Origin of the sequence: Thiocapsa bogorovii (assembly GCF_021228795.1) — a bacterium.
Lineage (GTDB): Bacteria > Pseudomonadota > Gammaproteobacteria > Chromatiales > Chromatiaceae > Thiocapsa > Thiocapsa bogorovii.
The window spans coordinates 1,352,581-1,371,913 of the sequence record NZ_CP089309.1 but is presented as its reverse complement, the minus strand read 5'-3'; the positions used below and the strand labels follow the sequence as shown (position 1 = coordinate 1,371,913).

At 63.6% G+C, this 19,333-nt stretch carries 15 protein-coding genes and 1 pseudogene; 7 read left to right on the top strand and 9 right to left on the bottom strand.

All coding sequences use genetic code 11. From position 1 onward, the window contains the following. Positions 1 to 125 precede the first annotated feature (125 nt). Positions 126 to 1,307, top strand: a complete 1,182-nt coding sequence (locus LT988_RS06180; RefSeq protein ID WP_232409337.1) for a Fic family protein — start codon at positions 126 to 128, stop codon at positions 1,305 to 1,307. Positions 1,308 to 1,685: 378 nt separating this feature from the next. Here the strand turns inward: LT988_RS06180 and LT988_RS06175 are convergent, their stop codons facing one another. From LT988_RS06175 to LT988_RS06170, 3 genes are all read right to left on the bottom strand, one after another. Then, on the bottom strand, positions 1,686 to 1,883 hold the full coding sequence (locus LT988_RS06175; RefSeq protein WP_232409336.1) for a DUF3417 domain-containing protein: 198 nt from the start codon (positions 1,881 to 1,883) through the stop codon (positions 1,686 to 1,688). A 51-nt stretch (positions 1,884 to 1,934) separates the two neighbouring features. Continuing rightward, entirely contained in the window at positions 1,935 to 2,066 is a 132-nt protein-coding gene (locus LT988_RS25215; protein ID WP_269752105.1) for a hypothetical protein, read from the bottom strand. A 138-nt stretch (positions 2,067 to 2,204) separates the two neighbouring features. Then, complete coding sequence (locus LT988_RS06170) at positions 2,205 to 2,345, bottom strand: DUF3096 domain-containing protein (protein ID WP_232409335.1); 141 nt, start codon at positions 2,343 to 2,345, stop codon at positions 2,205 to 2,207. Between the two features lie 404 nt (positions 2,346 to 2,749). Between LT988_RS06170 and ftsH the strand changes: the two genes are divergently transcribed. After that, positions 2,750 to 5,092, top strand: coding sequence for an ATP-dependent zinc metalloprotease FtsH (ftsH, locus tag LT988_RS06165; RefSeq protein WP_232409334.1), 2,343 nt, complete (start codon positions 2,750 to 2,752; stop codon positions 5,090 to 5,092). A 524-nt stretch (positions 5,093 to 5,616) separates the two neighbouring features. Here ftsH and LT988_RS06160 read toward each other — a convergent pair. From LT988_RS06160 to tmpT, 4 genes are all read right to left on the bottom strand, one after another. Then, positions 5,617 to 5,916, bottom strand: a complete 300-nt coding sequence (locus LT988_RS06160) for an HdeA/HdeB family chaperone (RefSeq protein WP_232409333.1) — start codon at positions 5,914 to 5,916, stop codon at positions 5,617 to 5,619. A 453-nt stretch (positions 5,917 to 6,369) separates the two neighbouring features. After that, on the bottom strand, positions 6,370 to 7,770 hold the full coding sequence (locus LT988_RS06155; RefSeq protein WP_232409332.1) for a sigma-54-dependent transcriptional regulator: 1,401 nt from the start codon (positions 7,768 to 7,770) through the stop codon (positions 6,370 to 6,372). Beyond that, positions 7,763 to 9,286 carry an ATP-binding protein gene (locus tag LT988_RS06150; RefSeq protein WP_232409331.1) on the bottom strand — a complete coding sequence of 508 codons (1,524 nt, stop codon included), beginning with the start codon at positions 9,284 to 9,286 and terminating at the stop codon, positions 7,763 to 7,765. Before LT988_RS06150 ends, LT988_RS06155 begins: the two co-directional genes overlap by 8 nt. Before the next feature lie 865 nt (positions 9,287 to 10,151). After that, on the bottom strand, positions 10,152 to 10,811 hold the full coding sequence (tmpT, locus tag LT988_RS06145) for a thiopurine S-methyltransferase (protein ID WP_232410525.1): 660 nt from the start codon (positions 10,809 to 10,811) through the stop codon (positions 10,152 to 10,154). Positions 10,812 to 11,020: 209 nt separating this feature from the next. On the opposite strand from tmpT, the pseudogene LT988_RS06140 reads away from it, so the two are divergent. Together LT988_RS06140 and LT988_RS06135 are read left to right on the top strand one after the other, a co-directional pair. Then, positions 11,021 to 11,280, top strand: a pseudogene (locus LT988_RS06140) (transposase); the annotation flags it as partial. 153 nt (positions 11,281 to 11,433) lie between these two features. Then, positions 11,434 to 12,861, top strand: coding sequence for an OprD family outer membrane porin (locus LT988_RS06135; protein ID WP_232409330.1), 1,428 nt, complete (start codon positions 11,434 to 11,436; stop codon positions 12,859 to 12,861). Here LT988_RS06135 and LT988_RS06130 read toward each other — a convergent pair. After that, on the bottom strand, positions 12,840 to 13,127 hold the full coding sequence (locus tag LT988_RS06130) for a DUF433 domain-containing protein (RefSeq protein ID WP_408648050.1): 288 nt from the start codon (positions 13,125 to 13,127) through the stop codon (positions 12,840 to 12,842). The genes LT988_RS06135 and LT988_RS06130 overlap by 22 nt on opposite strands. Before the next feature lie 56 nt (positions 13,128 to 13,183). Between LT988_RS06130 and LT988_RS06125 the strand changes: the two genes are divergently transcribed. The 3 genes from LT988_RS06125 (at position 13,184) to LT988_RS06110 (ending at position 18,567) form a co-directional block, all read left to right on the top strand. Beyond that, the gene (locus tag LT988_RS06125; protein WP_232409328.1) at positions 13,184 to 14,749 is read left to right on the top strand and encodes a CorA family divalent cation transporter; all 1,566 of its coding nucleotides are present in this window, start codon (positions 13,184 to 13,186) and stop codon (positions 14,747 to 14,749) included. Positions 14,750 to 15,225: 476 nt separating this feature from the next. After that, positions 15,226 to 17,241, top strand: a complete 2,016-nt coding sequence (locus LT988_RS06115) for a mechanosensitive ion channel family protein (RefSeq protein WP_232409326.1) — start codon at positions 15,226 to 15,228, stop codon at positions 17,239 to 17,241. A 138-nt stretch (positions 17,242 to 17,379) separates the two neighbouring features. Next, positions 17,380 to 18,567: a transporter substrate-binding domain-containing protein gene (locus LT988_RS06110; protein WP_232409325.1), complete on the top strand. Its 1,188-nt coding sequence runs from the start codon at positions 17,380 to 17,382 to the stop codon at positions 18,565 to 18,567. A 161-nt stretch (positions 18,568 to 18,728) separates the two neighbouring features. Here LT988_RS06110 and LT988_RS06105 read toward each other — a convergent pair whose 3' ends face one another. Then, a complete protein-coding gene (locus tag LT988_RS06105) occupies positions 18,729 to 19,025 on the bottom strand; it encodes a helix-turn-helix domain-containing protein (protein WP_269752104.1) in 297 nt (98 codons plus the stop codon). Between the last annotated feature and the right edge of the window lie 308 nt (positions 19,026 to 19,333).

Here is a 19,333-nt window from a genome sequence, read left to right as displayed (position 1 = left end):
CGGAGAAGACCTCGCCGCCTAGCGTCGAGGCGGTTGCGTGTAGTTAAGAGCGCCTACCTTAGCTCATGTCTTATTTAAGCCAAGAGGCCATTGCTTAAATAGTGTCGTGACATCATGTTCAGAGCATGACCGAACCCGCGCCCACTCTCCGGCTAGGCCGCTTTGTCGAAACGCCTGTTGCAGGCGAGATGGTTCGCGCCTTCGTGCCGCCGTCCTTGCCGCCGGAGCCGCCGATCGACGTGCTTGCTTTGCTGGAACGGCTGAGTTTGGCCGAACGCGCCCTGGGGCGTCTGGACGGCATCACCATGTTGCTCCCGCGCCAAGAACTTTTCCTCTATATGTATGTGAGGAAGGAAGCCGTCCTCTCGTCCCAGATCGAAGGCACTCAATCGACTCTCTCGGACTTGCTCCGCTTCGAGACCGAGGCGCAAGCCGGCCAGCCTATCGACGACATTCGCGAAGTCTCCAACTACGTCGATGCCATGCTCTATGGATTGGAGCGGATGGAAGAGCTGCCCCTGTCATTACGTCTGATCCGCGAGGTACACGCGCGGCTGCTGCAAAGCGGGCGTGGCGGTACGAAGAACCCCGGCGAGTTTCGCCGTTCGCAGAACTGGATCGGCGGCACACGTCCGGGCAACGCGCTTTTCGTACCGACACCGCCGACCGAGATGGATGGCTGTCTCGATGCGCTTGAGCGCTTCATGCACGAGGAAGGCACGCGTCTGCCTGCCCTGATCAAGGCCGGCCTGCTGCATGTTCAGTTCGAGACCATTCATCCGTTTCTGGACGGCAATGGAAGAATCGGCCGTTTGCTGGTCACGCTCTATCTCTGCGGCAACGGGGTGCTGCGCAAGCCGTTGCTCTATCTGAGCCTTTACCTCAAAACCCATCGCGCCGATTATTACCGCCTGCTTCAGGAGGTGCGCGAGCATGGCGCGTGGGAAGCCTGGCTCGATTTCTTCCTCACGGGCGTCGCGGATACCGCCAATCAGGCGTTCGACGCGGCCACACGGATCATCGACCTGTTCAAGGAAGACCGCGAACGCATCACGGCCCAGAGCGAACGGGCGGGCTCGGCGCTGCGTATCCACGATTTGTTTCAGCAGCATCCCTATCTGACGGCCAACCAACTCGTCCAACACACGGGGCTCTCGACCCCCACGGTCAATGCGGCGCTGGCCGATCTGGGACGGTTCGGCATTGTCGAGGAGGTCACCGGCCGAAAACGGGGCCGCGTCTTCAGTTACCGGGGGTATCTCGCAATCCTGAGCGAGGGTACCGACCCGATCTCCACTGCCGCTTGACGGAAGGAATCCTGTGCATATCGAATCTGTCGCCCTGTGCGGCTTCTGCTGTTTCGGTCCTGATCCGATCGTGCTGCCAATCTGGTCCATGACGTTCTGACCCTCGGGCCAGCCCACTCCCGGCCCATAGTCCGTAGCGACTCCATTGCGATGGTCAGTGATGGTCCATCGCAGGTTGTAGACCATGCCGGGTCGGTCTTTATGGTCGTGAATGGGGCCGAAGACGCCTCCGGGATCGATGGTCACCATCCGCATGCGAAGCTCGCGCCCTTCCATGCCTTCGTTCTCAGGGCCGAGTTCAAGCGTTGAAAGTTGCGCGACCGTGACACCTTTCGTCTCGGGTGCCGCCTGTTCATTGCTCATCGTGCCCTCCGCTCTCTATTCCAGGGCCTCGCTCAACATGTATTCCATGCTGAAGTAGGCGACACAGCCGAGCGGTGCGTCCGGGTGCGCCTGCTGAAACCAGCCGGGTGCCTGCGCCTCATCGTGCCTGGCCTGGACCAGGGCGTCGATGCGCTCGCTGAACGCGGGCTCGGCGAGCACGGCCTGGAGCCTATCGCGCGAGACCGACTGCAAGACGACCTAGGGATTCCGGGTCCGATCCCAGAGCACCGGGTCGAGCCGCCGTCACAGCTGGTCGGTGGCATGATTCCAGGTCGAGCGCATGTCCAGGGCCAGCTCGGAGAGGGCATCGAATCCCTCGATGTCCGCGGACAAGAGCGCCTGTTTCGGGTGGCCCATGGATGTCTGCTCGTTCATGGTCTCTCCGGCTTCGTCGTCATGTTTCTCCTAGCATTTCGTCATGTTTCTCCTAGCATTTCAGTGCAAAACCGTGCAGACGACCCATGGGTTGACGAGTCGACGCGGGGCCTCGCGCTCTGCTTCAGTGGCTTGCGACTACTGCAGCTGCACCAAGAGCCCCAGTGCGCCGAACAGGATCAGATAGAAGGCGACGATGTAGTTGAGCAGTCGCGGCCAGATCAGGATCGCAATGCCCGAGAGTAAGGCGACGAGCGGCGAAACCAGCATGAGGCTCATGGTGCATGTCTCCATGTATCGGATGGGAAGAGGACGGCGAAGCTGGGATGAGTGGCGACAATCGTGGTGCTCTTGATCGGGGTTGCTGCCTGACGATGGTCTGGCCCTGATTGTCGTTAAGCATCGAGCATGCCGATTGACGATGTCCTGTGGCCGGTTGGTTTGGCTGTGCAGGGCTGGCGCCAATCGATGGCGGCTGGCTCATATGCCCCAGTCAGCCCGGTGGATGTGGTGATATGGCACCAGGGGGGCGCGCACGACGACCACTGCACCGCGGCAGGCCCAGTGGAGTCTTAGGCCTATCAGGGAGCACACACTTTGAGAGGTTCCGTCGTCGCCGACCCTGGGGGGCACGGCACGAATCTCGCTGCTCGACTCGCAAGCGGGCGATCCAGAGGAAATGGATGATGACAACTGAAGCTTTGTCGACAGCTGATCCAGTCTGGGTACCTTGGGTGTTCGGTTCAGCCGCGCTCGACACGGTTGCGTGGTGGCGGCTCAATCCCATCCGTCGCCGCAGCTCGCAGACACTGCCGTCCCCGGCGGGCGGATTGACGACCGGACCGGAACGCAAGCCTCCGTCCGGCGCAACAGCGTTTTGGTGGATGATGCTGGCGCTGCTGCTGGTCTGGAATACGCTGCCCTTCCTTTTCAATGGCGCTCCGACCGTTGCCAAGATCCCCTACAGCACCTTCATTGAGCAGGTGCAGCAGAACAATGTGCCGCAGGTCAGCATCCAGGGCAGCGAGATCGCGGGTCAGCTCAAGGCACCACGGGTTTGGAACCGCAGCTCTGGCGTGCTGATCCAGGCGTCGAGCGACGGCGCCCAGACACTGCCGAGCAAGACCACCAGCACCCCCGGCAAGGAGACCGCCACCAAGCCGCCGGCACCGGCCAAGACGGCGGCCAGTCAGCAGGTCCAGGTCTCGGAGTTCGCCACGGTCTTCCCCAGCTCTGTCGGCGACCCAGAACTCCTGAGCACGCTGGAAGCGCATCACGTGGCCATCGCCGCGGTCCCCAACTCCGAGCCCTTCACGGCGAGTATCATCGGCAGTCTGCTGCCGACGGCCCTGCTGGTCGGCTTCTTCTGGTGGATGGGGCGCCGTGCCATGCAACAGCAGCAGAGCATCTTCGGCGCCGGTAGGTCGCAGGCAAGGCGCTTTGTTCGCGATGAGACCCCGGCGGTGACCTTCGCGGACGTGGCCGGCGTCGACGCTGCCAAGGGGCAGCTCCAGGAGATCGTCTCCATCCTTAAGTCGCCTGAGCGCTACCGCGCACTTGGCGCCCGCACCCCGCGCGGCGTGCTGCTGACAGGTCCGCCCGGGACCGGCAAGACGCTGCTGGCGCGGGCCGTCGCGGGCGAGGCGCAGGTGCCCTTCTTCTCCATCAGCGGCTCAGAGTTCGTCGAGATGTTCGTTGGCGTCGGGGCCAGCCGAGTGCGCAACATGTTTCAGGAGGTCAAGGCCGCGGCGCCCGCCATTCTCTTCGTCGACGAGTTGGATGCCATCGGTCGTCGCCGCGGTGCCGGACTCGGCATGGTGAACGACGAGCGCGAGCAGACGCTGAATCAGCTGTTGGTCGAGATGGATGGTTTCGACGCGCGGATGAGCGTCATCGTCCTGGCTGCAACCAACCGTCCGGATGTGCTCGACCCCGCACTGCGCCGACCCGGACGCTTCGACCGCGAGGTGGTCGTGGGTCTGCCGGACCGCAACGGGCGCCGGGCGATCCTCGGCATCCACGCGCGGGAGCTCGCGCTGGCGCAAGACGTCGACCTCGATACCTTCGCCGCCATCACCATGGGCATGAGCGGTGCCCAGTTGGCTAACCTCTGCAACGAGGCGGCGCTGGTCGCGGCCCGCGACAGACACGCCAAGGTGGAGCGCCAAGACTTCGAGACGGCACTCGACCGCATCGTGCTCGGCGAAGCCTTGCCACTAACGCTGGATGCGGAGTCCCGCCGGGTCGTCGCCTACCACGAGAGCGGTCATGCGCTGATCGCCTGGCTCACGCCCGCGGCCGATCCGGTCCACAAGGTCACCATCGTCCCGCACGGCATGGCGCTGGGCGTCACCGCTCAGCGCCCGGAGGACGACCGCTACAACCTCTCGCGTAAGTATCTGCAAGCCCGGCTGCAGGTGATGCTCGGCGGACGCGGCGCGGAGGAGACCGTTTTCGATGACGTCACCACTGGTGCCGAAAACGACCTGGTGCAGGCCACGCGACTGGCGCGCCGCATGGTCACGGCCTGGGGCATGAGCGACCTCGGCCTCGCGGCCTATGAGTCATCAAGCGAGGATCGCTTTTTGGTCTATGAGCTGGGCCAAGGCCGTCCCTACAGCGAGGAGACGGCCCGGCGCATCGATGCAGAGGTCGACCGTCTCCTGTCGGAGAGCCACGCGGCGGTCCTCGAGCGCGTGTCCTCCGCGCGCGACCGGCTGGATGGCCTCGCGCAAGCTCTGCTGGAGCGTGAGACGGTCGGCGGGGATGAGCTCGTCCAGCTGCTGGGGCCGCGCGCCGCGCCCGATGTCGGGGTGTCCGCCAACCAGCGACGGTGCAGCATCCAGATGGCAAATCTACCGCAAGCCGACCACCCCGACGGCCGCGCGTGCGACGCTGGGCAGAAACCAGTGGAGGATCGCGCCGGCGACCTTCGGGCAGCTGCGCTCGGCTTCTTCGCCGGCGTCCGCATGCGAGATCAGAAAAGGGTCGTCGATGCGCTCGTCCGGACGGATGGTGACATCTGAATGAGCCGGCAGTCCGAGAGCAAAGCCTTGGCCTGAGTCTGCTGCCGCGCGAGTTGAGCGCGGGCCTCGGTCGCCTGCGCGGACTCCCCATCGACCGCCGGTTTCGGGGCCTGGAGATGCTCGGCAATGGCCGCCGTTTTGTCGTCTGCGCGCTGATGCAGTCCTGCGCCTGACGTTGATCGGCGGAGACCTCATCGCTGAACGCGGCAAGCCGGGCGTCGGACACGGTGCCGCGCCGGGGGGGGTCTGGCCGATCTGATCCAGCCGACTCAGCGCGTCCTCCTGATCGGCGACGGGCGCGGGCTGGTCGGCCCAGCCTCGACCGATGAAAAGCAGTAGAGGAGTCAACAGCACCAGGTGCGCGGCGCGCCGCTTCAGGCGGCAGATAGCCGCCGAAAGACCGCGATCGCCACAGCGGGAGAGCACTCCTGTATGCGTCTGGCGCCAAACCCGCGGCGCCAGACGCAGGACCGTTAGGCGCAACTCAGGGGTCCCGATGCTTCCGTCATGAAGGGATCACCAGCTTAAAAGTGCTCTTTGATCTTGTCCCAGAAGGAGACCTTGGGGGTCTCCTTGCATTCAGTCACGAGCACTGGCACGAGCTGGTCCGTCGCATCGATATCGATGACGGCGTCCACCGGGTCGCCTTCATCGTTTAGGCCCGCAGACCAGTAGACCACTTTTGGTTGCACGACATCGTCGAGCGCCAAGAAGTCCTCGCAGGTCATCTCGCCCGACTTGTGGGTCGCCGCCAAGACCGGGGTGACCATGGCCGCCGAGAGCAGGGTCGCCGTCATGAGGGTCATGGTGAGCTTAGGGTTCATCGTCATCTCCTTGCATTTCAGATTGAGAGAGTGCAGCCGACCCGCCGGTTGATGAGTCGACCTGGAGCTGCGTCTTCTTGATGGCGCGCCCTAATTGTCGTCACGCATCGACCATGCCGATTCTCGATGTTCTGTCACCGCTTTGTCGCCGCTCGGTTTGGCGGCGCAGGGATGGGACCAATCGATGGCGGATGGCTCATATTCCCCGGGCAGACCGGTTGACCTGGTGATCAGGCACCAAGCTGCCGCGCACGAGGGCCTGCGAAGCGTTGATCGTCATTGACTGGTTGGACTAGAAAGGGGGATCAGTCACTGCATCTGCCGCGCGGCTCGTTACCGGTCGGCGGGCTCAGGCTGGCCTCGTCTGAGGACGTCCATCTGCAGAATGCGCTCGGCAACCGCTCTGATCAGCGCGCGCGACGCTGCCGATAGTGATCGAGAATGAGTCGAGACTTAGTCGCTGGCCTTCAGGCCATATTTCTGAACCCGATAGCGCAGCTTCTCCCGCGTGGTCCCGAGCACGCGCGCCGTCATGCTGACGTTACCGGCGTTGCGGTGTAGCACCTCGGTGAGGATGGCGCGCTCCATCGCGTCGAGGCTGAGACTGCCGTCCAAGGGCAGACAGATGCGGTTGTCCTCCGTGAGCGCCTCTTGTTGGTCGTTGGTTGACGCGGCGGTCGACTCGCCCAGGTGTAGCCAGCGCTCGGGGAACACCGGGCCGTCCGCCAAGAGCACGCAGCGCTCGACGAGGTTGCGCAGCTCGCGGACGTTGCCCGGCCAATCGTAGGCATTGAGTCGGCGCCAGACGCTGGACGGGATCGTCTCGACGCGATGGCCGGAGCGGGCGTTGAATTCCTTGATCAACACGGGGAGCAGGTCCTCCAGGTCCTCTTTGCGGTCACGCAGCGCGGGGGCCTCAAGGCGAAAGACGGCGAGGCGGTGGTAGAGGTCGGCGCGGAATGCGCCTTCCGCGACGCGCTGTTCGAGTTTCTGATTGGTCGCCGCGACCACCTGAAGGTCGATCGTCAGCTCGCGCTCGCCGCCGACTCGGCGGATGCGATGGTCCTCGATCGCCTTCAGCAGCTTGGCCTGGAGGTCCAGCTCCAGTTCGCCCAGTTCATCGAGGAACAGCGTGCCGCCGTTGGCCTGCTCGATGAGCCCGCGCCGCCGGCCTTTGGCGCCGGTGAACGCGCCAGCCTCGTGACCGAAGAGCTCGGCCTCCATCAGCTCTCTGGGTAAGGCGGCGCAGTTCACCTCGATCAGCGGCCCCGAGGCGCGCGGCCCGGCGTTGTGAAGGATCCTTGCGATCAGTCCCTTGCCGGTGCCGGTCTCGCCGGTGATGAGCAGACCCGAGAAGGGCACCTGCGACAGTCGGCTGAGCATGTCGCGGGTATCGGCCGCGGCCCGGCTGCGGCCGATGAAGGCATCTGGCGCGTAACGGTCGCCGCGTAGACGCTCCTCGTCCATCAGGCGACGCTGTGCCCGCGCGCTACGCGCCGCACCCGCGACCACGATCTGCAGCCGCTCCAGCTCGCAGGGCTTTTCCAAGAAGTCGAAGGCGCCGAGCTTGAGCGCACGCACGGACTCTGGGATGCCGCCATAGGCGGTGAGAAAGATCCATTCTCCGGCGATGCCGCGCCCGCGGACCTTCTCGAGCAGGTCCAAGGCGTTGCCATCCGGGAGGTTCATGTCGGAGAGCACGACCAAGGGCTCGAGGTTGCGCTCCAACAGCAAGCGCTCCGCGTCGGCCAGATCGAAGGCCTGGGTCGCGTCCCAGCCGGTGGCTGCCATCTCGGCGCACAGCTCGGCGCCGAGCAGGCGCTCATCCTCGATGACCAGTAAGGCGTCAGGCATAACGCGGGGCTCCGGATGTGTCGGCAGGTCTGTACGGTAGTCGCAGGGTGACAATGGCGCCATCGGATGTCTGATGCGGCGATGTCTGGTTGGCGAGGAGCAGGTCGCCGTCATGGTCTCGCACGAAGCGGCGGACCATCGCGAGCCCCAGACCCGTTCCGCCCTGTCGGCCGGTCGCGAAGGGGCGGATCCCGGCGCGCAGTAGCTCCTGTGGAAAACCGGGGCCAGTGTCGGCGACACGGAGCCAGAGCGCGCCGTCCTCCCGCCCGGCGGCGATTTGGATATGCCCTTGCTCGGGCATCGCCTGCACGGCATTCAGGATGAGATTCAGCAAAGCCTGGCGCAGACCGGCGGCCGGCAGAAGGCAGCTCAGATCGCCCGGTACGTGCGAGGTGATCGAGATCCTGTCCGGGATCTGGTAGCGCAGCAGGGTCAGCAACTCGTCGACCAGCTGTTTGACGGCGACCACCTCAAGCGGCTCCGGCACGTGGTGTGCCGCATCCACCTGGCTGGTGAGCAGCTGATTGATGCGCTTGAGCTCGTCGATGACCGCCGCGATTCGGGCCGCATGCTCAGTGTCTCCCAGCGCTCGATGGAGCTTGCCGCAGGCCATCTGTATTCCGGCGAGCGGGTTGCGCAGCTCGTGCGCCAGTCCCGCGGAGACGGCACCGACAGCGGCGAGCCGCTCGGCGCGGGCCATCTCGCGGCTCTGGGCAAGCAGCGCCTCGGTCGCGCGACGCACCTCCTGCTCCAGGCGCTGTTCCCGGTCGCGATGTTCGCACTCCAGCTCCTGGAGGCGCAGAACCAGCTCGTTGTAGCTGTGGAAGGCGGGCAGCGCGACCTTGTCGATCTCGCCGATGACGGCTGGGGGGACGGGCCGGTAGTCCTTGCGCGCGAGGCGCCCGAGCAGATCCTCGAGTGCCCGCAGCGGCTGTTTGACGTGGGCGCGCAGAAAGATCAGCGCGACGCCGAACACGGGTGGCCCCGCCAGCAGGAGCACCACCGTGAGCTTGAACTCCGTGCGTGTGTCCTGTCCGATCTGGGCCAGAAGCCCACTGTGGCGCTCGCGCTCATCGTCGAGCACCTGGCGGATCTCGGTCAGCGTCTCGAAGAGCAGGTCGGCTGGGCGCGTCGTCTGCGTGGCGCCGAGCTGGGTGTCGATCCGGTTCAGCCGCGCCGGGGTCTGCGGATCAAGCGCCCCCTCGCGCGCAGCGATCTGCCGAACCTCGTCACCGAGCTCCTGCAAGTTCGATGGGCTGATCCGTGTTCCGCGTAACCCGCTCAGCAGCGTCTGTTCCATGCCGCGTTCTGCGATTTGGATGCGCTCGATGTGGCGAAGATGAGCCTCGATGGGCACCAGCCGCTGCAGACTGTGCCAGGAAACGAAGAGTATCCCGACCAGGACCGTGCCCGCCAAGCCGACGAACAGCCAGAGCGGAAGCCAGAACAGCCGCTGGACAATCGACGCACCGGCTCCGAGGCTAACGTCGGCTGGGGCGCGACTCCTTTTTGACATCTGGGTTTGACCTCACTGGACTTTAGCAAGGGGCCAGCCGACCGGCTTGCCGGCACACCTATTCAACCGTGATCTTCATCTGCTCAGACATCACTGGTTGTGAGTTTGGAACCTGGTCCTTTTCACTCGGAATCAGCAGCAATGTGTGCTCACCCGGCGGAAGCGTCAGTAGCGAGTGCGCCCTCTGGTTGCGGCGGATTATCGGCCAACGCGGGTCCGCCTGTAATCCGTGGGCCAGCCAGCAATAGGGGCACGATCTTCTGAATGCTCGATTTCATGGTTTGTCTTCCCGAGCGGATCAGACTTTCCGAAAGCGCTCATGCCGACCCGACCGTCCAGGACGGACTGGAAGGCAAGAGTGAACGCCGTTTGCGAACAAGAATCAGCAGTTTCCGTTCCAGTTCTCGGCCCGCAACCGTCGCCCTCAGACAGACGCTCGTTCCACAGACGCTCGTTCCCATGTCTGGGCCGGAGCTCGTCGTCACCGTCTCTCTGGGATGGGCCATGTGCTGAGTTGGCCGATGAAGCGTTTTGGCTTGCCCGGTAACGAAACGACCCGGCTCGTCGAGTCCGTTGCCGGACTGCGCCGTGACGCGACCGCCATGGCCGCGGTCAAGCGGGATGCTCAAGCGTTGAAAGCATTTGTTGGCGGCCACGATCGGGATCCGGCCTTGCTGATGCCGAGGCGACATTTCGCCATCTTGACGTGTATAGACGCGCGCCTCGATCCGGCCAAATACGCCGGTCTCGCCGAAGGCGACGCGCACGTCATCCGCAACGCCGGCGGCCCCGCCAGCGACGACGCGCTCCGCTTGGCAAGAGCGTCGCGACGTACCAAGACGCTAGATGTTTTTCTTGCGACGTTTCACGGGTGCGGCTCCAACCTCCACACGTGTTCTGCGAGCGCGGTGAGTCCGCGTCGGCGAAAACCGGGCGACTCGTCGATCACGTCGAAACTCGCCAGTTGTTCAATGCGGTAACGGTCCCCGAAACGGGTTTGGACCTCGTCGCGGCCGACCGAGAAGGGCGGGCCGGACATCTCGCTTTGATCATACTGGAGCGTGATCAGGAGGCTCTTCGCGGTCGCGGGCACGATGGTTTTGAAGTGCTCGGCGTAGGCCGGGCGCATCTGCGGGGGGAGGGCGATCAGCGAGGCGCGGTCGAAGACGGCATCGACGCCGTCGAGATGGGCGGGAGTGAGGTCGAAGTAGTCGCCGACGAGCACCCGCAGCTCGTCGACCGCGTAGGTGCGAAACGGTGGCGTCTCCGTCACGCGCGGCTCCAGCCGGTTCTCGGCGAAGAACTCCTTCACGCCCAGCTCGCTGATCTCCACGCCGACGACGCCGTGCCCCCGGCTGGCGAGCCAGAGGAGGTCGAGTGTTTTGCCGCAGAGCGGAACGAAGACCAAGGTTTCGGGCATGAGGCCGAGGCCGGGCCAGAACTCCTGGAGATGCACGTTGATCTCCGGGAGATGCCATCCGATTTCACCGTGCTGCCAACGGTCGAGCCAGAATTCAGGGATCATGGGGACAAGTGGCGAGTGTTGAGGGGTGGTGAGTGATGAGTCAGTCGCGGTTGTTTCGCGCTCGACCCGCTCGATGATGCTCTGCCGGGATGTTGTTTCCAAGAGTATTTCGTCACGAGCTTCTAAACCGCGCCGGCTCCAACGGTCGTCAAGTCTGCCGGGGCTGATCCCATCCACAAACATCGCATACCGCGCTGGGCGCGGTTTAGTGTGATGTCCTCGCCTTCAGGGTCGGCGGCTACCGGGCCTGGTAGGGTGGCGGCATACCGGAGCGTCTGGGGTTAACGGATGCACAGTTGCTGGCCCTGATCCGATCCATCCAGGCCGAGCTGAAGGGCCCCTTCGGAAGCCCGCGGATGGCGCGTGAGCTGCGCGCACGGGGCATCTGTGCGAGCAATTCACGGGTCGAGCGTCTGATGCGCGAGCACGGCATCCGGGGCGCCACAAGCGCCGCTGCAAGGCCACTAGCACGGTGTATTCGCCCCCAGCAAATTGCTTGTCTGACAAACGTTGCCGATGATCTGCGGATGCTGGAACATGCCGCCAAGACATACACCGGGCTGATTCAGCTTTTTCTCGACTACATTCCAAAGTAAAGACTCAAAAATAGGCTGAACGAAGAATGCAACCGCTGTCGTCGCTGCGTTTCCCACGAAGGCGATTGCGCGTTCCACCCCATCTTTCAGTGCAGTTGGCCGCGGCACTGCTGCTGACCGCCGCGCTGTCCGTCCATGCCAGCGAGCCCGACTATATGACCCAGAAAGGCGCGATGGCAGAGTCCCCGGAAGATCTGAACGTCGCCATCGACTACCTGGGCCGGCCGGACAAGCCAGCCCTAGGCAAAGCAGAAACAACCCCAACTCCAAACGCCGCTCCACCGGCGCCGAAGGGTCTGGTGTCGAAACTTCTTGATGGGGCCAAGCTCGGCGGTCAGTTCCGCACCTACTATCTGGAGCGGCTACGCGACGGCGCGACCGACAGCCAGGCTTGGGCCGCCGGCGGCTCACTGGGGTTCAAATCGGGGCTTTGGCGGGAGCGAGTCGGGTTCGGCCTCACGCTCTATACCAGCCAGCCCGTCTATGCCCCGAAAGACAAACCCGGCTCCGGACTCTTGGCGCCGGTGCAGGATGGCTATACGGTGCTCGGCGAGAGCTATCTCTTGCTCCGCCCGTTCGGCACCAGTCACCTGCAGCTGTGGCGTCAGGGCATGGAACTGCCCTACGTGAACAAGCATGATACCCGGATGACGCCGAACACCTTCGAGGCGTACCTGCTTTTTGATCGCGACGCCAAGCGCTTCAACTACGTGCTCGGTTATATCGACAAGATCAGAAAACGTACAGAAACGACTTGGCAGTCTCTATCCAGCGCCGCCGGCGCCGATGCGAACCACGGTGCCGGCGTGCTGGGCGCGCGCTGGCGCTTCGGGGAGGGTGCCAACATCGGCGCCGTCGACATTTTCGGCATCGACACCTTCAACACCTTCTATACCGAGGCCACCAGGGCGCTGACCCCTACCGACGACGAGGCGGAGCTGGAGATGCGCTTATCGGCCCAGTACACGGATCAACGTAGCGTCGGCGAAGAACTAATCGGCCGCTTTCAGACCTATCAGGTCGGCGGTAAATTCGACATCGGTGCCTATGGCGTGACCCTGACGCTGGCCTATACGGACACGGGGAGCGGCGCCGACATCCAGAACCCCTGGGGCGGCGTGCCCAGCTACAACAGCGTGATCGTCGGGGACTTCGACAGCGCCGGTGAGCGCGCCTGGCGCGTCGGCGCAGCCTATGACTTTGGCCGTATCGGCGGCCTCGCCGGCGTCAGCGGCTTCGTCAACTACACCGCCGGCGATACGCCGGACAGTGGCTCCAACGCGAGTCCGAACACAGACGAGTTGGACTTCACGCTGGATTGGAGACCAAAAAATGGGAGCTTGGAAGGGTTGTGGCTGCGCGGACGAGTGGCCGTGATCAATGCCGCCGGCCCGGGCGCAGTGGATCAGCTCGACTTCCGCGTCATTCTCAATTACGACTTCAACCTGCTCTGAGCGGGCTGCCGTGGCGGCCATCTCATTGGCCCGTGGCTTCCCCCGGCTACCGGTGGCCCAAGTCGCGGCCACGCTCGATTCAGGGCGTCGCCATCGCCGAGCGTCGCCGTAGAAGCGGCCGCGAACAGGAGGCACTCCTTGAGTCCCTCCGCTTCCAGGTTAGGAAGCACGCACAGGATATCGGCGGTAGTGACGCTCTCTGTCAGCATTTCGAGGATATCGGACACCCGAATACGCATTCCTCGAAGACAGGGACGCCCCAACAAGGCCAGAGGTTGTAATTCCGGCCATGAATTTTTCTTCCAAGTAGAGACGATTCGCCATGCCTAAGACGACACGATTCGGTCCCGGAAAAGCCTCGAACAACACCGGTGCCGACGGCGTCACCTGGTATGACATCGACATTGCCGACGAAACCGATCGCGACTGGCTGATGGCGTGGCAGGAGATCGACGATCGGACCAGAACGGCGTTGTTGAAGCCGGTGCGTTTTAACCAATACGAACAAGTGCCGGACGGCACCTTGCTGAGCATCAAGACACTGCGCGGAAGTCAGACGGAGGATCTCAGCGATCTCGTCGACTTGAAGCTGTTGATCGGCCCGAATAGGGCGATCACGGTACACTCCGGGACGGTCGCCGTCGTGGAGGAGTTACGACAGAGCTTGTCGTCGGACAGGACGTTGATCACGGCAGTGGACCTGCTGGGGTTCATGGTCTCGCGTATGACCTACCGGATTGAGCCGATCATCTCCGATCTGACCCAAGATATCGATGACGTCGAAGATGAGCTGCTCGACGGCGGTTCGGTACCACACCCGCAGGTGCTCAGCGAGCTTCGGCGCCGAATCTTTCGTACCAGACGGCAAGTGAATGCCACGCGGCAGGTGCTTGCTCCGATGACGACCGATCCCGCCCTGGCCCTGGATGCCGACGATCGTGAAACGCTGAACAGGGCATCGGATCATGTGGCCCGCTATCTGGAGGGGCTGGATGAATGCCGCACACGGGTACAGCTGCTGGTGGATCAGATCGATGCGCAACGCTCGGAGACCATGACCCGTTCCAGCCTTAATTTGACGATCGTCGCGACCGTATTCTTGCCGTTGACGTTCATTACCGGTCTGCTCGGAATGAACGTCGCGGGAATCCCGGACCAACATAATCCGCTTGGTTTCTGGCTGGTGACCGGCTTGTCTCTCGTCATTTCCCTGCTGGCCTGGCTCGTGCTTCGCCTTCGGATGCAGGATCGCTATCAGGATCAGGCAAGTTCCGCGAAAAAGAAACCCAGGCGATTGTCGGAGACTCTAGTAGCAGCAGGCTCAGGATCGATGTCGGCACTCGAAGAGGGCAGTGGTGAGCCTAGCAAGCAATGTGACGCTCTGCCCGCCTCCGAAGGAGGGCGTCAAGACGCGTCGGATGGAATACAGGTGATGCGACATCGCCCCGCTTCAGCCGGAAGGATCATTGGGATCCATGCCGTTGCACTGCTGCTTGCACTCGTACTGTTCTATTTTCATCTGGTCGTGATCTTCGATGTGATCGGCGAGATGTTCCTGACCAAGGCATGGTTGCTCGAGCATGTAGGACCGAACCATACCGGCAAGATCTTCCTTCTCGGCTGCTTCCTGACACTGACCTTTGCACATGTGGTGGAGGCCGCGGGATGGGGCCTGTTCTTGCGCGGAACGCGGCTATTGCCAAGCATTACGGAAGGCATCTACTTCACGGCCGCTTCGCTCACGACGCTGGGCTATGGCGACGTCCTGCTGAAGTATCCTTGGCGACATCTCGGGACGCTGATCGCGATAACGGGGGTGCTGATGTTCGGCTGTTCGACGGCGTTCTTGTTCGTGGTCTTGCAGCGCGTTTGGGTGAATCACCTCTAGTATCTCGTTCCACCTTACGTCGGTGTAGGCGCTGTCGAACCTCTCGGTGATGACGCGCTCGCGCTCCCTGGAATGGTCGCCGGCCTCGACCAGCAGGGCGCTGATTCGCTCGATGATGCGGCGCGACTCCGCAGCGCCGGCTGGGCCTGCCGCGGCGACGCCGACCTCCGAGCGAGCGCCATGGCCAGAAGATCGGCCCGAAGGTCGCGCAAGCCATCGCCACCTCGACGGCACCTTGCAAACACGTTGGCCTCGCCGAACACCTGTCCATAGGCGGCGCCGGTGCCGTGCCCGTCGGCCAGTGTCGCCGAGCCGCCGAGGATACCCATCAACCAGACAAGTCTGCTCGATGACCATCCTACCCGACATGGCCGTTGTTTCCATGTGGCGCGAAATGGTCAGTTGCGATATCCGATGATGCCGCACAATCCAGCCCGCACCCCGGACGTTGTCCAATCCGCGATAAGGAGCGACTCATGAGCCGACCACCGAACGTCCCGGGCCGAGGCCGCCGAGGCATCCGAACGATCGCCGCGCTGCTCATCGGACTCCTCGTGTTCCCGGCGATCGTGTCGGCAAGCGATGCACCGATACTCCGCGCGGAAAACCTCGGCAGCAGCACACTGTTCACGCAGCCGCAACTGCTGGCCGTCGCCAACCTCGACCAACGGATTGCCGCCACCACCGATGCCGTCAGCAGTGCGCGGCTCACGCACGAGCGCGACGCCACGCTGGAGCAACTCACACGGACAATCCTTTCCGGAGGCGGCAAGGGCATAGCGCCCACCGTCACCGCGGCCGAATTGGAGCGTCTTCGCGACGGCGTGTCGCATGCCCGTGCCGGCGGGGACAAGACCGCCGAGATGACCGCGATTCTGCGGCTCAACAGCGCGATCCTGAGCGAGAGTTTTGCGGATCTGCTAACAAGGGTGGCGGGTGACTGGATCAGGTTCGCACCCACCGCGGACTTCATCGACGCGTTCAACAGCTTCGAGCATCGAACCGTTTTCAACCAGGCCCCGTTCGGGCGCACCGTGCAGCGTCTGCAAGCTGCCGAGCCGACCTCTTTGAGCAGCTCCGAGCAAGCATTGATCGACGCCTATCGTGACTACAGCCAACGCGCCGAGGTCTATGGCGCCGTGGCGCAGTCTCTGTTCGGCTTCGTCAAGGACGCGGCGAGGAGCAACCAGCTGTTGGATTGGGTCGGCATCAGCGCACTGATCGGCGCCATCGACACGCAGCCCTGGGCCATCGACATCAACGCCTATGTGATGCCGGGCAGTCAATTCAGCATCGGCCAACTCATCAGCGTTGGCCAACTCTGTGCTGCGGCCGTGTTGTTTCTGGCATTGACGGGTGTCGGCCTGATTCTGCTGCCGGTGCTGCTGCGACTCTTGCGACGTGCCTTTCCGAAACAGGCGCGGATCGCGCGGACGGACCCTTCCGAATCCGAGCGCTTTGTCCGCCTGCTCGAGCAGTCGTTTTATGGTCCGCTACGCGTCCTGCTGGTGCTGACCGCGATCGCTCAGGCGACGCGCATCCTGTTCTTGCGCGAATCCGACGAGCGCATCCTGGACGTGCTCGGCAGCCTGTACGTCGTGCTCATCGTGTGGGCGCTGCTTCGCCTGATCGACAACTTCGTGAGGCTCTATTCGAGCGAACTGCTTCATCGCCATCCGACCCTACGCGGAGAGTTGGTCAACTTTCTGTCCAGCATGATCCGCTTCACGCTGATCGTGATTGCCGCGCTCTACCTCTTGCAGCGCTTCGGCTTCGACATCCGCGCACTCCTGGCGTCGCTCGGCATCGGCGGTCTGGCCATCGCGTTTGCGGCCAAGGAGACCATCGCGAACATCTTCGGGTGCATCTCCATCATCGCCGACGACATGTGCCAGCAGGGCGATTGGATCGTGACGCCCAACGGCGAGGGCATGGTGATCGATGTCGGCCTGCGCAGCACCAAGATCCGCACCTTCGACAACGCGGTGATCTTTCTGCCCAACGCCTATCTGGCCGGTGTCGATGTACGCAACTGGAGTCGGCGCAAACTGGGTCGGCGCATCAAGTTCACGCTTGGGCTCGAATACGGCAGCGACATGCAGCAGGTGAAGAAGACCGTCGATGACATTCGCGCCATGCTGATCGCCCATGAGGGCGTCGCCGACGCCACCACCGATATCTCCAGCTACACGCAACAGCAACTCGCCAAGATCGCAGACACCATGGACGGGCAGGGCATCAAGCGGACGCTGCTGGTCTATCTCGATGCCCTCGGCGACAGTTCAATCGACATCCTGATCTACTGTTTCTCAAAGACCGTCGACTGGGAGGGCTGGCTCCAGGTCAAGCAGGACGTGCTCTTTCGCTGTTGCGCCATCGTCGAGGCCAATGGCCTGAGCATCGCGTTCCCGAGTCAGACGCTGTATCTGCGTGAGGACAGCGGGCAGAAAGCGTGTGAGAATTCCGGGCAATCGTCTTCAATCGCGTCCTGAGCGACCTGCTGATTTCCAGGCGAGCCCAACGGTGCGTGAACCCGTGAACCAGGCGGGGACGCAGTTTAACGTTCTGATTATTGACGATCCTGAACCGCGTCATCTCGCAGGTTCCAGGATCCGGCCGAGGCAGCTTCGATGAAGAGACGACGCATGCCGCGCCGGATGCGGTTTAGCCCCAGCACCGACACGCATGCGGCGATCCTCATCAATTCACGTCACAGCATGCACCCGCTGCTGACCGCCCTGCTGTTGGTGACCTGCCTGGCGGCCTCCGGGGTGGTCCGCGCGCAACCGGAAACGGAGCCGGACGCCGTCGGGTCCGGTCGGTCGCCGCTGGTCATCGGCACCCGCCAGGTCCCGCCGTTCGCGATGCGGGACGCCGACGGGAGCTGGAGCGGCATCGCCATCGATCTCTGGGCACAGATCGCCGAGCGGCTGAACCTGGACTACCGGCTGGTGGAACTGGATCTAAGCCGGATGGTGGATGCCGTGGCCGAGGGTGAGGTGGATGCCGTCGCGGCGGCGCTGACCATCACCGGCGCGCGCGAGGAGCGGGTGGACTTCACCCAACCCTTCTACACCTCGGGGCTCGGGATCGCTGTCGTGCAGCACCCCGAGGGTGGCTTCATGGCAACCCTGCAGCGCCTCTTCTCCGGTCGCTTCCTGCACAGCGTGGCGGCCCTGCTCGGACTGCTGACGTTGATCGGAGTGCTGATCTGGCTGGCCGAGCGCCGCCGCAACGCCCACTTTCACGGTGGCTTGGCGCGAGGGATCGGCTCCGGTCTCTGGTGGTCCGCGGTTACGATGACAACCGTCGGTTACGGCGACAAGACGCCGATCACGGCCATCGGTCGCGGGATTGCGCTCGTCTGGATGTTCGCCAGCGTGATCATGGTCTCAGGCTTCACCGCCGCCATCGCCACCGCGCTGACGGTCGGCGAGCTGAGACACCCCATCCGCGGCCCGAACGACCTCTACGGCACCCGGGTGGTCACGGTCGCCGACAGCACCAGCGATGAGTTCCTGACGCGCTACGGAGTTCGCCACAAGACCGCCCCGTCTTTGGAGCAGGCGTTGAGCCGGCTCGCCGCCGGTGATGCAGACGCGGTCCTGTACGACGCACCGATCCTTCGCTTCCTGATTGCCAGGGATCACGAGGACACCTTGCGCGTGCTGCCCCAGGTCTTGCAGCGGCAAGACTACGGCATCGCCTTGCCGCAGCCCAGCCCGCTGCGTGAGCCCATCAATCGTTCACTTCTGGACATCACCCGCGGCGAGGCGTGGAAGTCCGTACTGGAGCGCTATATCGGGTCCGAACAATGACCCTGGAGCGAGTTAGATTGTTAGATTTGCCCTAGATGTCTCCTTCCCGACTACACGAGATCAGTGTAGCCCGTAGGCTGGCTTGGGGCACGAGACCCAGCGACCGCGGTATCGTCACTCCTGAAATGCTGGGTTTCGCAGGCCCAACCCAGCCCACGAGCTCAGGCCAGCGCCGAAGGCGTTGCCGTGGGCATCCGCCCCTCGCCGATGCTCCAGGCCCCGGCGCGGCGGTAGTCGCGCGGTGTCATGCCCGTCAGCCGCTTGAACGCCCTGGAAAAGTGCGGGGCGTTGTCGTAGCAGGCCGCAAACGCGATGTCGGTAATGTCCAGGTCGGAATCCGCCATCAGGTCCGATGCGATGGAGAAACGCGCCCCTTGGACAACTTGGGAATAGGTCGAGCCGCTTTGCGCCAGCCGACGCTGCAAGATGCGCTCGCTCATACCGACGATCTCGGCCACCAGCGAAAGGGGCGGATGACCCTGCGCGACATAGCGTGCGCGCCACTCTTTCTTAACTTCTCCCGCTGCCGGGCTAGATTGGGCGGCAGGAGCCCAGCCTGCTTATTTGGCGCCAAATGGTAGGTCGCGACCTCGGCTGATCCGGCAAAATCCGGCCCGCGTTTCTGGAATTTTCTTGGTCCTCGAGAGGAACGACTGGTGGGCCGACCACCGGTCGCGCTACGCCAATGCCGCCAGGCCGGCCAACGGACAATCACCGGCAAACAAGGCGGCCCGAACGCATGCCGTTTGGGCACCAACGCGGATGG

What these genes read in the sequence shown, in the direction of transcription:
- LT988_RS06180 (WP_232409337.1), top strand. Translation starts at nt 126, where the DNA reads ATGACCGAACCCGCGCCCACTCTCCGGCTAGGCCGCTTTGTCGAAACG.
- LT988_RS25215 (WP_269752105.1), bottom strand. Translation starts at nt 2,066, where the DNA reads ATGAACGAGCAGACATCCATGGGCCACCCGAAACAGGCGCTCTTGTCC.
- LT988_RS06170 (WP_232409335.1), bottom strand. Translation starts at nt 2,345, where the DNA reads ATGAGCCTCATGCTGGTTTCGCCGCTCGTCGCCTTACTCTCGGGCATT.
- ftsH (WP_232409334.1), top strand. Translation starts at nt 2,750, where the DNA reads ATGATGACAACTGAAGCTTTGTCGACAGCTGATCCAGTCTGGGTACCT.
- LT988_RS06160 (WP_232409333.1), bottom strand. Translation starts at nt 5,916, where the DNA reads ATGAACCCTAAGCTCACCATGACCCTCATGACGGCGACCCTGCTCTCG.
- LT988_RS06155 (WP_232409332.1), bottom strand. Translation starts at nt 7,770, where the DNA reads ATGCCTGACGCCTTACTGGTCATCGAGGATGAGCGCCTGCTCGGCGCC.
- LT988_RS06150 (WP_232409331.1), bottom strand. Translation starts at nt 9,286, where the DNA reads ATGTCAAAAAGGAGTCGCGCCCCAGCCGACGTTAGCCTCGGAGCCGGT.
- tmpT (WP_232410525.1), bottom strand. Translation starts at nt 10,811, where the DNA reads ATGATCCCTGAATTCTGGCTCGACCGTTGGCAGCACGGTGAAATCGGA.
- LT988_RS06135 (WP_232409330.1), top strand. Translation starts at nt 11,434, where the DNA reads ATGCAACCGCTGTCGTCGCTGCGTTTCCCACGAAGGCGATTGCGCGTT.
- LT988_RS06125 (WP_232409328.1), top strand. Translation starts at nt 13,184, where the DNA reads ATGCCTAAGACGACACGATTCGGTCCCGGAAAAGCCTCGAACAACACC.
- LT988_RS06115 (WP_232409326.1), top strand. Translation starts at nt 15,226, where the DNA reads ATGAGCCGACCACCGAACGTCCCGGGCCGAGGCCGCCGAGGCATCCGA.
- LT988_RS06110 (WP_232409325.1), top strand. Translation starts at nt 17,380, where the DNA reads ATGAAGAGACGACGCATGCCGCGCCGGATGCGGTTTAGCCCCAGCACC.